This is a genomic window from Gibbsiella greigii, assembly GCF_039540155.1.
GTDB lineage: Bacteria > Pseudomonadota > Gammaproteobacteria > Enterobacterales > Enterobacteriaceae > Gibbsiella > Gibbsiella quercinecans.
This window is the reverse complement of sequence record NZ_BAABEM010000005.1, coordinates 225,676-240,662: the sequence shown is the minus strand read 5'-3', so window position 1 is coordinate 240,662 and position 14,987 is coordinate 225,676. Positions and strand designations below refer to the sequence as shown.

At 53.1% G+C, this 14,987-nt stretch carries 14 protein-coding genes; all 14 read right to left on the bottom strand.

The window, feature by feature from the left end:
- Entirely contained in the window at positions 1-267 is a 267-nt protein-coding gene (locus tag AC559G_RS02990) for a PAAR domain-containing protein (protein ID WP_072263142.1), read from the bottom strand.
- Between the two features lie 54 nt (positions 268-321).
- Entirely contained in the window at positions 322-888 is a 567-nt protein-coding gene (locus AC559G_RS02985; RefSeq protein WP_498911180.1) for a tetratricopeptide repeat protein, read from the bottom strand.
- A 77-nt stretch (positions 889-965) separates the two neighbouring features.
- Positions 966-1,613, bottom strand: a complete 648-nt coding sequence (locus AC559G_RS02980) for a DUF2931 family protein (RefSeq protein ID WP_498911178.1) — start codon at positions 1,611-1,613, stop codon at positions 966-968.
- Between the two features lie 69 nt (positions 1,614-1,682).
- Positions 1,683-2,330 carry a DUF2931 family protein gene (locus AC559G_RS02975; protein ID WP_498911176.1) on the bottom strand — a complete coding sequence of 216 codons (648 nt, stop codon included), beginning with the start codon at positions 2,328-2,330 and terminating at the stop codon, positions 1,683-1,685.
- Positions 2,327-3,910, bottom strand: a complete 1,584-nt coding sequence (locus AC559G_RS02970; RefSeq protein ID WP_498911174.1) for a T6SS phospholipase effector Tle1-like catalytic domain-containing protein — start codon at positions 3,908-3,910, stop codon at positions 2,327-2,329. The genes AC559G_RS02975 and AC559G_RS02970 overlap by 4 nt, the downstream gene beginning before the upstream one ends.
- Positions 3,907-6,450: a type VI secretion system Vgr family protein gene (locus AC559G_RS02965; protein ID WP_498911172.1), complete on the bottom strand. Its 2,544-nt coding sequence runs from the start codon at positions 6,448-6,450 to the stop codon at positions 3,907-3,909. Before AC559G_RS02965 ends, AC559G_RS02970 begins: the two co-directional genes overlap by 4 nt.
- 33 nt (positions 6,451-6,483) lie before the next feature.
- A complete protein-coding gene (locus tag AC559G_RS02960) occupies positions 6,484-6,753 on the bottom strand; it encodes a hypothetical protein (protein WP_498911170.1) in 270 nt (89 codons plus the stop codon).
- Positions 6,750-7,346 carry a DUF2778 domain-containing protein gene (locus AC559G_RS02955; protein WP_341464477.1) on the bottom strand — a complete coding sequence of 199 codons (597 nt, stop codon included), beginning with the start codon at positions 7,344-7,346 and terminating at the stop codon, positions 6,750-6,752. The genes AC559G_RS02960 and AC559G_RS02955 overlap by 4 nt, the downstream gene beginning before the upstream one ends.
- Positions 7,347-7,359: 13 nt before the next feature.
- Positions 7,360-10,020 carry an ATP-dependent Clp protease ATP-binding subunit gene (gene tssH / locus AC559G_RS02950; protein ID WP_498911168.1) on the bottom strand — a complete coding sequence of 887 codons (2,661 nt, stop codon included), beginning with the start codon at positions 10,018-10,020 and terminating at the stop codon, positions 7,360-7,362.
- Positions 10,021-10,186: 166 nt separating this feature from the next.
- Positions 10,187-10,621 carry a YiaA/YiaB family protein gene (gene yiaA / locus AC559G_RS02945; protein WP_498911166.1) on the bottom strand — a complete coding sequence of 145 codons (435 nt, stop codon included), beginning with the start codon at positions 10,619-10,621 and terminating at the stop codon, positions 10,187-10,189.
- A gap of 144 nt (positions 10,622-10,765) precedes the next feature.
- Complete coding sequence (gene hcp, locus AC559G_RS02940) at positions 10,766-11,257, bottom strand: Hcp family type VI secretion system effector (protein ID WP_498911164.1); 492 nt, start codon at positions 11,255-11,257, stop codon at positions 10,766-10,768.
- 4 nt (positions 11,258-11,261) lie between these two features.
- The gene (locus tag AC559G_RS02935) at positions 11,262-12,986 is read right to left on the bottom strand and encodes an OmpA family protein (RefSeq protein WP_498911162.1); all 1,725 of its coding nucleotides are present in this window, start codon (positions 12,984-12,986) and stop codon (positions 11,262-11,264) included.
- A 3-nt stretch (positions 12,987-12,989) separates the two neighbouring features.
- Entirely contained in the window at positions 12,990-13,643 is a 654-nt protein-coding gene (gene tssL / locus AC559G_RS02930; protein ID WP_095847896.1) for a type VI secretion system protein TssL, short form, read from the bottom strand.
- Positions 13,640-14,977, bottom strand: a complete 1,338-nt coding sequence (gene tssK, locus AC559G_RS02925; RefSeq protein ID WP_498911160.1) for a type VI secretion system baseplate subunit TssK — start codon at positions 14,975-14,977, stop codon at positions 13,640-13,642. Before tssK ends, tssL begins: the two co-directional genes overlap by 4 nt.
- Between the last annotated feature and the right edge of the window lie 10 nt (positions 14,978-14,987).

The following is a 14,987-nucleotide window of genomic DNA, read 5'->3' as shown; positions in this document are numbered from 1 at the left end:
TTATCCTATTACACAATCCGGTGCACTGGAGATCACCTGACAACCGCACTCACAGTGGCAACCATCCACAACCACGGCTTTACCGTCAGAGGTCCATTCAGGCGATCCTTCAATAATGGCATTAATGCCATGCCCCTCTTTTGGGCAGCTGACTTTATCGCCTACGAGGGCAACCTTCTTGCCATTTACTACCATTGTTGATGAGGCAGAAATAACCTGGCCGCCATGCGTGGTTTTATCACCAATCAATACAAAACCTTTAGACATCCGAAACTCCATTTTTTGACTTCCACATATTCATATCTTTATGCAGATAAAACATTATTTCTCTGTTTTAATTTCTTTTAACTTATCACATGCATTCGAATCACCTTCAGAGCAGCTTTTTTGGAATAGCGGAATAGCCTTATTTTGATCTTTAGTTACCCCTTTACCATCGAAGTACATCGTTCCCAAATGATTCATGGCTGAAGGTTCGCCTTGTTTAACGGCAAGCTCAAGAAAATTTTTGGCTTTAGCATAATCCACAGCGACGCCCTTACCATTAAGATATGCGTAACCTAAATACATCTGAGCTTTAGCGTTGTTGTTTTTCGCAGCCTTCTCATACCAATAATTGGCCTTTTCGTAACTCTGAGGGGTTTCTTCGCCAGAATAATACATATCACCTAAATCGACCTGAGCATCCGTGTTTCCGAGTTCAGCAGCGACCTGATAGAGTTCAAATGCTTTTTTCATATCCTTCGGAACACCCATACCTATACGATACATATTGGCTATTGTGTTTGCATCGTCCGCTTTAGTTATTGACGTAGAATCGATAACGATTGACTGAGAAAAACAAGGGGTAGGAATAGACAGCAAAAATAAGTAGAAAAGCGATTTCATAAAAGCCTCTATTGCAGAACAATCACAAAAAAACCGGAGATTTGTTGGCAACCGATTTTCTTTTTAAATAAGATAACTTACCAAGTTCCATAAGGGTATTTTTTGTCCTTTATAAACTTTTTCATCCCCTCACTATATTCATATCCATTAGGAAAATTCGTTTCACCTTTACACACATCAAGATCTTTACCTGAAACTGTCGTTATTTTTGTATCATTTAATGGAATATCTGAATGGCCATATTGTCTTAGCCAGACTCGTACTTTTCCCTCAGGAGCCAAACCTATCAGCATCGTCTGTCGGTATGCATTTTTTGCAGGTTCTAAGACATCAGGGTAAGGGCTAATCATCTTATTCCATGTATCTTGAGTGAAGAATAAAGTGGATTGATAAATTTTTTTATCAATGATTGAGTCCCAGCAAAATATCATTATCTGTGGCAACCTGTCGGCTTTATTAAACTGTGTATTCCCTGCTGAGTTCCGTTCACTCCATCGCCCTACACTTATGCCTTGTGGTTGATCAATAGTCTGATATATCGATCCATAACCATCTACATCCAACAGTTTTAGCAATGTAACCTGTGCCGGTAAGGCTTTGGGGGTAGTAAAGGCGAAATACCACTTGTCCCAGGGAGCTTTGATACTATTTGGTTGTTCACTGGCCCAGACACAGGTAGAACCCGCAAGTAATAAAAACGAGATTACTCTGGTGATTGTTTCCATGATTTTCCTCCCTGCATATTCCAGGCTGCGCGAATGCAATAGATTGAAAAACTAAACATTACTGCACATTTACCAGGTTCCATAAGGATACTTTTTACCTTTAATAAAATCAGGAGTACCTCCATAGTAAACATAGCCGTCAGGATGCCCTGTGACCCCTTTACACATATCAAGGTCTTTACCTGAAACAGTTGTTATTTTTGTATCATTTAATGGGATATCCGAATGGCCATACTGCCTAAGCCAGACTCGTACTTTTCCTTCCGGCGCTAATCCTATTAACATCGTTTGCCGATATGCACTTTTCCCAGACTCTAAGACATCAGGATAAGGAGCAATCATTTTATCCCATGCATTTTGAGAGAAAAACAAAGTGGATTGGTATGTTTTTTTATCAATAATTGAATCCCAGCAAAACATCATTATTTTCGGCAATCTATCGGCTTTATTAAACTGCGTGTTCCCAGCAGAGTTTCGCTCACTCCATTTTCCGACACTGATGCCACGCGGCTGGTCAATAGTTCGATATGTCGATGCATAACCATCAACATCCAACAGTTTTAACAATGTAACCTGTGCCGGTAAGGCTTTGGGGGTAGTAAAGGCGAAATACCACTTATCCCAGGGAGTTTTGATACTATTTGGTTGTTCACTGGCCCAGACACAGGTAGAACTCGCAAGTAATAAAAACGAAATTATTCTTATCTTTAATTTCATGGTTTCCCTCCTTGCATATTCCAAACGGCACGAACCCAACCGAGATTGGGGCGATTGATAAAACAAAGCAAATCAGATGATTTGACAGCCCCATAGATAGTTTTCACTTTATTCCCATCCAGCCAGACATCTTTAATAACCACAGGATTCCAATGAGCAGAACAGTGAATATATTGACCAATCAACTGTAATTCCGGCGAAATAAAAGGCGTCGGCACACCACCATTTCTTACAGCCTTTCCCTGGTCAATCGCTTTTTGACACAACGGCTCAAGTTCAGCAGGAAGCTTCATGTCTGGTGACAAAGGGTCGTAAGCTTCAAAAACACCTCCAGCCTCAAGAGCTGCATCCAGCATTACCCGTAAACTAACTTTGCTCCAGTCATTAGTCACTACTCTCTCAAAAGTAACTGCCGCCCCAACACGTTTTTGTGTGATGCCACCACGTTTTTTATCCTCGTTAACCAGATAGTCATACCAGGTTTCTGTCTTTACTTCACCGCTCGGAATTATCGCACTTAACGCTGGCAGACTCTTTAGGTCAGGTATTTCGGCCGCTGAACGCCGGTAGATATCAGTCACTTCAGAAGGAATACTTTCACTAACAGTTTCGTTTTGGGGCTGAGTCAGGAATAGATACTCCTTTTCCTTCGGATTATAGCCACCACCGATATCGGAATGTGCTCCCGGTAGAGCCAGTTCCGGCCAGGCTTCCTTGATGCTGTTAAGGCTAAAGTTATATCGGTACTCATGCATTGCCGTGATCTGAAAGACTTTCTGTGCAATATCTGGAGGCAGATCCAGCTCAACGCCAGGGTTCACACCACTATGAACATCAAATAGATTACTTACTGTACCTACCGCACACACCGTATCAAATAACCCCAAAAAGCGGGTTTCACCTGCAGGTTTACCATGTTGATTTCGTCCACCAAGCCCTTTCGTTATGGCCTGCTGTATGGCTTTATCGTTGTTTCTTACACGGTTAACAAAGTGGCGAGCCGCTGCCGCTCCGCGACTAAATCCAAAAACATCGAACTGAATTTTTTCGATTGCAAAATTTATCCCCTGGTTAAGACCCAGGAATTGCGAAATTTGTTCAGCAATAAGACCAACGCCTTCATCAGATTTATCAACTACACCATAAAACCAACCGCCCGTCCCCATACTTATCGTGCTATCGTTATTACCTTTATCGGTACCAATCCCCTGTATATAGACTGCTCGTTGATAAACTGCTTGCCCTTCAATTAATTGATCATTGGTTACATAAAGTGTATTAAGCCAGTGAATGTTAGAATAATATCCAATATAACTTCCTGCATTATCAATTTTTTTCCCTATTTTTTTCGCACAGGCTTCGGCGTCTTCTGGCTTCATTCCAACATCAAGGTGAGTACAGGATTCCAAGATGCGGTTCTGGGTATTGAACGCGTTATTCCCTGTACCATCAAAAAACATCCCGATAGTAATCGTAATTCCTGGTACAGGCTTACGCCTACAGACGACTGTTTTTTCTGACACATTAACATCAGTAAAATGCTCACACTCACTGGCTTCCCATGCATGGTAATCACTCATGCTTCTTTACTCCCTGTAACTGAATTGCCGGTCCCAAGGATCTCAATGTTTAATTTTCCGGGCATTGATGTATAAATCGGCAGTGTTTTGCCATTGTCATCTGAAATTCCATGAAATACCTGCCCGTCAGCAGTTGTCACTTTATATTCAGTCCGTGGGATAATTTTCCCTTCTTCGTCAGTCAGGGAGTAAACACCACCATACCCTTTTGGAAATTCAGGTGCTGGCGTGTTCAGCGAAGCGGCTCCCATTTTCTGAGCATTGGCACATTTCAGTAAAATATTCCCAGGGCAACCCAGCTCAATATTCCCGCCACTCAACTTGATATAGGCACCACCGCAGTTAATTACCAGTTCCGTTGCTGCTGTAATTTCAATTTTGCCTTCGGCGCTCGTTACCGTAACGTCTTTTTTCGCGATGGCATCCAGCGCATCGTCCTGTGCCTGGATTTCGACTTTACCCTTAGCCGCAAACAGCTTCATACCCGCCTGGCGGGCCAGCATACTGATAGCTTCACCTGCCGCCACCGTGAAGCGCTTCATTGCGCTGATATCTGCATTGTTTTGCGCCACGATCCCCACGCTGGCACTTCCCGAGGAAACGCGTACGCCTTCCGGACTGCTGATGCTTACCCCTTGCGGGGCATTTAATACTATCCCCGGCTGTGCCAGTTCCGTCAGTGCATCCGTCAGCAATTTCTGGCTCTGGATGTCCGCCGGATAAGCCTGGGCACCTTCTGCTGCATCTGACAGACTTCTGGCAATACTTAACGCATTTTCAAGCTGTGCCACAGCCTCTTTCATGGAGAGCATTTTGTCACTGGCGGATGGCTGGTTGTCCGCACTAATGAATACACCGGCTCCGCCACGAACTGCCACCCACTTGTCGGTGCGTAATTCAGCGCCTTCACCGCGAAGAACCCTGCTCGCGTTGACGTTATGCCCTAAATTAAGCTGTGTCTTACCCCCGTACTCCGTACTGAGCTTGATGTGCTCCTCACCGCGCTTGTCTTCCATCCGCAGCTTGTTCAGGCCCGCTGTGCGGATAACATTGCGGGTACTGTTGGCCTCCGTGACATGATCCACGTGGCGGGAATCGTGCAGGGCGTGGGCGATATACGGGCGGTCCGGGTCACCCTCGTGGAACGCAATGGCGACTTCAGTGCCCTGTATCAACGGGAAGTGGAAGCCGTATTTGTCGCCGCCGTAAGGTTTGGCGAAACGCACCGGCATACTTTCCATACCCTGGCTTTTGTCATCCCGGTCGGCATCAAATTTCACCCGATAAAGACCGGCTTCATCCTGCCAGGCGTAGATATCGTTGTTTTTAGCACTGGTGATACGAGCCGTCAGTGTGCCGCTGATAACCGGGCGCTTTTTAGCGGCCGGGCGCCAGCAACGGTTCTCGTAGTACGGCATTGCCGCCCATTCCACCTTCAGCGCATTCTGACGGCTGGCAGAGTAACCGGCGCTGATGATGACGAGGCCGTTTGCGGTTTCACGGGGCAGCGTCGGCGGGATAGCCGTTTCGGTGATAGTCAGTACCTGTGCCGGCCCCAGGGTGTGGTCTGTGCTGCTGCCAGTCACCGTAGTCTGCGCGGACAGGAAGCGTTCATGCTCCAGGCGCGCCCAGAAGTTACCGGTTTCCGCTGAAGGTGTGATTTTGTCGCCACGCTCAAGGTGACGCGGGCGGTAGTGATACACATCACCGTAAGTGATACCGTCACCGTCGCCACAGGTCATGTCCGTCGGTACAGAGGTCAGGATATTCTGAGCTTCACGGTGATTGTAATCGCTGGCGGTGACAGAGCGCTCAACCACGTTGTGCCAGACGTGGATACCCCATACCGAGTCAACCGCATTGTCATTCGCCCCTGACGGGCTGTTGAGCGGCAAAGTTTTCCCGAACGTCCAGGCACTCTGCTTGTCCGCGAAGTGCACCACTTCGGTCTGGGTGTCGGGCTGCAGGGTGAAGAAGTAAAAAATCCCCACCTCCGCCAGCAAGCGTTCAATGAACGCCAGGTCATTTTCCTGATACTGGTTAATCTGTTCACGCTTCGGATAGTCGGCTTTGAGGGTGAACGCGTACTCCCAGCCTTTCAGTCCATGCTCCGTGAGCACCTCTGCGACCACCTCCGGCACCGATTTGTTGACGAAAAAGCGGTGGGTACGGAACTGGTTACCCAGCAGCGCCAGAAACGGCTCCAGCACGATGCAGTACTGCGCTTCATCCGCTGAACCGCCAGTCCGTTCGAAGTGGGTAACCACCCCGTGAACCACCTTACGCTCCGTCAGGGAGAGCAGGTTACCCGAGCCCATGGTCAGGGTCGCCGGCTTGCTCAGCATCTGGCGGGCATCAATGGTTTTGTCCGCACTGGTGAAGTTGATGGTGTAGCTGTACAGCGCACTCATCGCCTCCGAGCCGCTGAAATCCTCCACGTCGATATCTGCCGTACAGGAAGGAATATCGAGGCGGTAGCGGTTCAGGGTTTTTCCGGCGACGGTGGCCGCCATCGTGTTCAGGGTATCCGTCAGGCTCATGGCGTTGACTCCATTATGTAATCGGTTTTTCCGTCAGGGCTGGCCCGGGCCAGCATCGGTCACAGAAGTGGAAAAGGGGTTATTTTTTCGGGCGTTGTCGCAGCCAGTCAGCATCAGCAGGAGGTATGCCCCGACACCGCTCAACAGGGCCTTTATCAGGATCACCGTCATGGCAAGGTTATCCATCCCCTCCTCACCGTCTCCCGGCACCGGAAGGTGGTTGATGACAAAATCGGTAAGGTTGCCATCGCGAAGGAAGAACGACCCGAGTAGCGCGATGACAAGCACCAGCAGGATTTTCATTCCGCGCTCGCCTTCTTCCGTTTCAGAGCCTGCTGTGCCCGCCGCTTCTCAGCCTCTTCCTTAGTTTTCTTAACTTCTTCCTCGCACTGGCTGAAATCAGGCGTGCCACGCACATCGATACGGGCGTAGGCCATCAGGCCATTGCCGCCCGGAACCGGAAACGTACCGCGTTGAAGCAGCAAACGGCGCAGATGCTGAAAATCGCTGTAACGGCGCAGGGTGATGCAGCCCCAGGATTCACCAGTGCCATCACTGTTAAGTGGATGAAGACGAAAACCCGTTCGGTTTAATCCATTGACGTTCAGTCTGTCTTTTTGGGTTTTATCGCTGAACAGCGCAAACCAGTCGGAATGGTGGTTTCGGTAATGGCTCCAGGTATCTATCGCCTCCGCCCGTACCCGGTTATACAGGCTGCCGGCAGGGCGGTCGGTGACCCAGTAAGCCCCGACCGGTATAGCGACTTTTTCATGGTCAGCGCAGTCGGGATTGTTGATATAGCGCTCAATACCGGACAGCACTTCAAACGTGCCGATGCCGTAGCATTTCAGGTACGCTGTTTTGCCATCCGCCGACAGGTTGCCGTAATCCATCATGCAAATCTGCATCTCAACCTCCGTGCGCCTCGTCAAACGCCATCACTATCCCCTCTTCCTCACTCCAGCCAAGCGTCAAAGATTGTGGCTTTTGCTTTGCGGCCATATGGCTTAGCAACTGCTGGCTCAGTACCGGCAGAATTTGTTGGTTGAGCAGGCTGTCGACGTTGCGTGCACCGGTGTCCGGCAGCAGGCAGGCAGCCGTCAGCGCGTCATACAGGCTCTCATCAATCTGCGTGGTCAGGCCGTAGTGGCGGTGCAGGCGTTTGCTCACCTGGTCAAGCTTCATTTCGACGATGGTACGCATCGCCGGCTCACTCAACGGGCGATAAATCACGGTCTGAAAGCGAGCCAGCAGCGCTGGCTGGAAGTGGTCGCGCAGAATTGGGCGTAGTAGTTCGTGCAAATCCCCCTCGGTGGTTTCCGGCCGTTCGTCCAGTAACTGCATCAGATGATCGCTGCCGAGGTTGGAGGTCATCAGGATAACGGTGTTACGGAAGTCGATTTCACGGCCTTCGCCGTCGCGCATAAAACCGCGATCGAACACCTGATAGAACAGGTTCATCACATCACGATGCGCTTTTTCCACTTCATCCAGCAGCACCACACTGTATGGCCGCTTGCGCACCGCTTCGGTAAGAATGCCGCCCTGGCCGTAACCCACGTAGCCTGGGGGCGAGCCTTTCAGTTGGGAAACAGTGTGCGGTTCCTGGTATTCAGACAGGTTAATGGTAATCAGCGACTTTTCACCGCCGTACAACGCATCCGCCAGCGCCAGCGCGCTCTCTGTTTTGCCCACCCCACTTGGGCCCACCAGCAGGAATACGCCCTGCGGGCCGTTCTCGGCGGTCAGGCCGGTTTTAGCGGCGCGCAGGCGCTGGGCAACAGCGGCCAGGGCCACTTCCTGGCCGACTACCCGTTTACCGATTTCCTGTTCCAGCGTCAGCAGTTCGGTCTGTTGATCTTTCATCAGCGAGGAGAGCGGCACGCCGGTCCAATCGGCAATCACGTTGGCGACGGTGCGGGCATCCACATCAATCTGAATCAGGGCCGTATCTTGTTGCAGCGCTTCGAGCTTCTTCTGTAAATCATGGATATCCGCCTGATGCTCATCCCCAGGCTGAATGCCCTGGCGGCAGGCCATCAACTGCATCGCCAGCGTTTTTTCCGCTGCAAAATGCGCTTCCTGCCGTTGCAGAGTCGTTGCCAGTTGGATGCGCTGCTGCTCAATGACACCCAGGCGGTCACCATGACGGTTACTGCCGGCGGCGATATCTTCCAACAGCGCCTGCTCTTCCAGCGCCAGCGCAGTCAACTGCGCTTTCAGACGCACAATGGCTTCCGGAACGGTATCGAGGCTCATGCGCACGCGCGCAGCAGCGGTGTCCAGCAGGTCAACGGCCTTGTCCGGCAACTGACGACCGGTCAGGTAGCGGCGGGAAAGCGTGACCGCGGCACGGACCGCGTCATCGGTGATATGCACATTATGATGTTCGGCATAGCGGGATTTCAGGCCGCGCAACATCAGGCAGGCGGTGTTGTCATCCGGTTCATCCACCTTCACCATCTGAAAGCGGCGCTCCAGCGCAGCGTCGCGTTCAAAATACTGTTTGTATTCGCTCCAGGTGGTCGCGGCGATAGTGCGCAGTTCGCCACGCGCCAGCGCGGGCTTCAACAGGTTGGCGGCATCAGCGCCCCCCGCCTGGTTGCCCGCGCCGATAATGGTGTGCGCTTCGTCGATAAACAACAGAACCGGGGCCGGCGACTGCTGTACAGCTTCAATGACATTTTTCAGGCGCTGTTCAAATTCACCTTTCACACCGGCTCCCGCTTGCAGCAGGCCGAGATCCAGAGTCCGCAAACTCACGGGTTTCAGGCTTTCCGGTACGTTGCCCTCGGCAATGCGCAGCGCCAGCCCTTCCACTAGCGCGGTTTTGCCCACGCCGGGTTCCCCCACCAGAATCGGGTTGTTCTTCCGGCGGCGAGAGAGAATGTCCACCATCTGGCGAATTTCGCTATCGCGGCCAAATACCGGATCGATTTTACCCTCGCGGGCTTTGGCGGTGACATCAAGGGTAAATTTGTCCAATGCATTTTGTAACGCCGGATCGAGTTCCCCCGGTTTCACTTCCGCCCCAATCGGACGGCCAACAAACGCCACGTCGCCACCGTGCTCTTGCGCCAGTTCAGCTTCCTGCTGAACGTCCGGGCGCTCGTCCGACTGTGCATCCAGCAGCGGACGCAGGCGCTCCAGTTGGCTCCGCCCCAGGGTCAACAGCGGCCACAAACCGTCGCAGCGAACCAGCTTCGGTTTATCAATCAACGCCATCAGCAGATGCTGGCTTCGGATTTGCGTTTCATCAGCAAGCGAAGCCAGCAACCAGGCTTGCTGCAACAACGTTTGGATAAAATCAGAGAGCTGTGGGCGGCTGCGTAACGCACGCGGCTGTTTGTCCAGCCAGCCGAGCAAATCCTGCCAGATCGCATCCATATCCCATTCGTAACGGCGCGCCAGCACCGTCAGATCGCCTTCGCCCTGCTCCAACAGTTTCAACAACCAGTGTTCTGGTGCGATTTCCGCGTGTGCGCGGGTCTGGCACAGGGAAGCCGCACCTTCCAGCGCACGGGCACAGTAGGGATTAAGACGACGCAGGAGGATTGCCGGGTTTTCCATGTTATTTAACTCGCTATCAGAGACCTTCGGGCACGCTACCGCCCATCGCTGTAACCAAAGCGCATCAGGTCAGATTTCCGGGATATGTTCTTTTTTGAGTACCCGCCAGGCAGGTACTCAGAAAAGAAACTGCGGACAGGAAGCCCTGCCCGCATAGGATTTTGGGCTAAGGTTCCTGTTCCTCAACAACCGGGACCGCTTGCAAAACGCTATGAGCGCTGTCGCGTGTATTTTTCTGCACAGCTACCGCCCCAAACAACGCCATAAAAAATGAGACGCCATAAAACCCTTTTTCGCTTGGCATCAGGCTGGCATTCCACAGACCACTTACCAGCAGGATTACCGCTATAGCGAAAGCCAGCAGACATACCATGTGATACAACTGAGTGGTGGGGATGCTTTCCAGTCGATCGCGTACCGTTTTTTGCAAAGAGACTGCAGCGAATAGCCCCAAAGCCAGCACTGCCACGTAGTAACCTTTTTCATTGAGCTCCATATCCGCACGCCAGAGACCAACCAGGTAAACCAGTGCACCCCCCAACATCGCCAGCCAGGAGATCACAATAAATGCGGGTGAGACGGGAATATTTTGCGTTTTCATAGTGATTCCATGTAATAAGCCACCTTCAGCAGACATACCTGTCTGTTATTTCGATGATTACGCGCAGTTGCGTATCAACATCCGGCCGCCACCACAAAGCGGCCTGATACAAATAGCGGACAGGCAACCCTGCCCGCATCAGTCTTATGCCGTGGCGCGTTCGTTCCACGAATCGGAATGAATGATGTTGCCGTCTTTGTAGGTCCAGGTGATTTTTTCGTAACGCAGTTCGATCCGCTCAAGATGGTTGTGCTTCTCGTAAGCAGGATCCTTGATGTCGTGCATCAGCGGATTCACTTTCACCACTTTCACGTTTTCCAGCGTGGTGTTGAAGTACTCCACCTCCTGGCCCGCGTCGTTGATTTTGTACCACTTGAATTCCGCCGACTTCAGGGTCTGGCCGGTCGTCACCGCCTTGTACAAGTACGGGCTGGATGAGTCGATCTCCTTAGTAAAAAAGAACGGGGTGTGAATACGGGTGCCGGTCAATTTGCCGGTGTTGTTGTCGGTTGGGATGTACAGGTTGTGCTCCTGAGCGACCACTTCGATGCTGCCTTCACGATCCTGAACATCCACAGACCCTTTGATGTCTGCGCCGCCGTCGTCTTTCAGCCAAAGATAAACAGGGATTGCCATGGTATTACTCTCCATTGTGTTGTGATGCGTCATCATCCTGCGATGACGCCAGGGTATTGCCCGGTATCTGGCAGGCATCCGCCTGCGGTACCAGACTGATTTCGACACGGCGGTTGAGCGCACGGCCTTCCGCTGTGTCATTGGTTGCGACCGGGCGGCTCGCGCCATAGCCCTGCACCGCAAAACAGCTTTCCGGCACGTCGCCGGTATCACGCATCCAGTCACGCACCGCTTCGGCGCGCTCGAGCGACAACGTTTGGTTTAGCTTCGGGTTGCCGGTGTTATCGGTGTGCCCGGCCACCACAATCAGCCAGCCCGGCCTGGCCTTAATGCCCACCAGAGAATTCACCAGCATTTTGGTCGAACCGGTTTTCAACGCAGACTGGCCGGAATCAAACAGCGACATGCTGTCGAGGCGGATAGTCTTCAGCCCCTGCACGATTTTGTTAATCACCGGTGGAGGTGTCTGCGACGGTGCCCAGTCACTGATTGCAGTTTCTACCGGCGCGATCAGGCGCCCCCCTTGATACAAGCCCATGCGGTAACGCAGCGGTTCTCCCCGGCGCAGCCAGTCATCCAACAGGCGTGCGTCAGCACGCAGGTGTTGCTGTGCCTGAAACTTAGGTTCTGGTGGCTCGCCGCTAAGGCGATGGTAGAGCGCAAGATGATCACCCACGCTACGGATAAGGCGCTGATTGTTGATAAACGAGGCCAGCATCGCCAGTGCAAGAAATACGCCGCCCAGCAACCCAACCCACCGCCAGAACACCATCCTGCTGCTGATCCCACGACGGCGCGGCAAACAGGAAAGCAGTAGCTCCGGTAGCGGCAGCGTATCCGCCGGGCCAATGCTGGCCGGCGCCAACGCCGTGATATCGGTTATATGTTGTTGCCAAAGGTTGCCACTCTTGCCATTGACTGGCGCCATGCAAAAGGCCTGCGCACAGGGCTTCTGTGCGGGCAACTCCCCCTGACGTACAGCCAACAGACTGTTCACCCTACTGGCCTGCCAGCCCAACAGGCTGTCGAGCCACAGCGCCTGGCTCAAACGGGTAAGATGCTCCGATGCATCGCTTTCTGTTATCCAGTCCGCAAGTGGCAGGTTCCCCTGCCCTGGCCGATAAACCTGCAGACCGGCGCTGTTATTGACGGAGACAAACCAGGCAGGCTCTTCCCCCGCACAAGCCCCTGGCGGTGAAACCCAGGTCACCGTCCATATAGGCGGTAAGCCGCTGAACCACGGGCGACACTGCACCGCGGCACGCAGCCAACCCCGCAGGCTTTGGGTAAAATCATCCGCACAGGTATGGCGTTCAGGCTGTACAGCCAGCAACACGGACACCTGCGAGATCAGCGCCGGGCGCACAAGACTCAGATGCTGCGCCAACAAAGGAAGCTGTTCTGCATCCAGCACCTGCAAGTACCAGCCCTGGCGAGTTTCACGGTGCCGGGAAGCGGCTTCAAACAGAGGGGAGCCGTCGCCACAGACAAGAATCACGGCCCCCTGAAAATCTTCAGGTGGCAGGCTGCCATCCGCGATGCTGCGAACCGCTTCATGCCGTACATGTGTCGCCAGCCACTGTCGCCACAACATCACACCGCAAGCCAGAACAACCAGTAAACTGAGCGCCACCCGGCTGCCCACGGAAAACGGCCAGAATCCCAGGACAAGCCACAGGACAAGAAGCCCTACCAGTGTGGTCAACAGGGCGCGGTAAACATCACGCATCGCTTACCCCGGCCTGATAGTCTGGCTCACCATGTCGGTGAGGGAAGAAGAGAGGAAAAACCAAAGCGCCGCCAGCACGGCTATCCCGGCAATCCACGACAACCAATACAGACGGCGACCGCTGCGCAGACGTGACGCCCGTACAACAATCGGCGCGTCCTGCGCCAGAGTAAATGGCGGAACCCGCTCGCCAAGCGTGCGCACCACATCCTCGCGGCGTTCGTCATTTTGTGCGCGGTACTGCCCGACAAACCCCAACTGCAGGGTGCGGTACAGACAAGTCAGCACGGCCGTATCCGGCGAGTTTTCCTTAAGAATATTGCGGATCCGCTCCCACAATTCCTCACCCGCCTTCAGAGTGCCAAAAAAACGCGCCTGCAATGGATCACGCCGCCAGAACAGATAACCATCATCATCCACGCCACGGTTAAGCACGCTCTCATCCAGCAGCGCACACAGCGCATAAATCATATGCTCCCGGCTGGCCTCGCTGTAACCGGCATCGGCCAATGCTTTACGGGCGCTTTCCACCAGATGGCAAGCACGGCGATACAAACGTTCACCATCATGTACTTTCTGCCCGCCGCGCAGTTGGCTGGCCATCAGCCAGCCGGGGTAAAAAATACGTTCTATCTGGCTAAGATCGGATCTATTCATGTACGCAGCACCGCATAAAGTTCCAGTTTCACATCCCCGAGCGATCGCGGGGTGTAGAAGGTACAGCTGCCCGCGTCCAGCATCGCCCGGGCCGCATCCGTCGAGAGATCCAACGCAAAATACTGGTTCTCAAGACGCAACGGGATAGCAGCCGGCACGTGGCTAAGCGGCTTGATGACCATGCCGCTCAGCGCCACGTTCACCACATCGGAAACGTCATCAAAACTGCCGGCCTTACACAATTGCGGGAACCTGATCTGCAACTCATGATTTGGCATCGGGGAGCGCACCGAGAGGTAGAAATCAGCCCCTTCACGCAAACGGGCGTCGTGCAGCGAGCCTTTCCAAATCTGATCCTCATGCTCAAGTTGAATACTGACCACACGGGAAGGCAGGCTGGCTTCAAGGAGTTTGTCGAGCAGCGTAAGCAATGGCGGAAATACCTGCTCCGGCGCATCGTGCTGATAAGCCGGAATATCCCTGACATCATGTTCAAGTGAGAACGTCAGCAAGCTGCCGGCCAGGCGTGCCAGTTCCCGGTACAACAGCTCGGGATGACGGGCAGGCGCCTGCAAAAGCTCTGCCAGCACCGGCTCCGCGCTGTTCAGGGCATTCAGCAACCAGAACAGGGAAACATCCGCAACGGCGAAATCCGCCATCCGCTCATTGCTTTCACGGCGCATGGCCATCAGGCGCTGGCGTCTTGCCTGCAGACGTTTCAGCAAGTCGCCCAGCGCCATCGCCAGCGCAGGGCTCGCAGACAGCGAGAGTAACGGCGGGATAAAAGAAGTATCCCGGCTCCACTGCCCCTGCGCATTACGCACAAGCCGTGTGGCCGGGCAGGTCAGATACGCAGTATTTTCCTGTGAGGAAAGGCGCAACGAAATAGCATGGCGCAGGATAGCCAGTTCGCCACGTTCGGCTCCGGCCAGATCCTGCACCTGCATACGCTCAGCCTTCCAGCGGCGTGGGCGATCGCTATCCTGCCCGTCATCCAGATTACCGCCATTGGCACTGAGCAACGGCAAAGCGAGCAGCACGTCCACCGCATCCTGGCCGGATGCGGCAGACAAATCACAGACAGGAGGCAAATTATCGGCCAGATCAGTATCGACCAGTGTGCCATCCGGGAAACGCGCTACGATGCGGATTGCATTGAGGCGGGATAATGCCAGCCCAGCGTCATCGAATTCTGCAGCAATAACTCCCCACGGATGGGCCAGCCCCATCCGTGCAACAATGTCGCTCACATACGCATCCCACTGCGCCTGCTGTTGAAACTGTTGCGGGGCCAGAAAGGCCCCGTCCTCCCATAACGGACGAAAAATCTTCATCGGCTTCCTG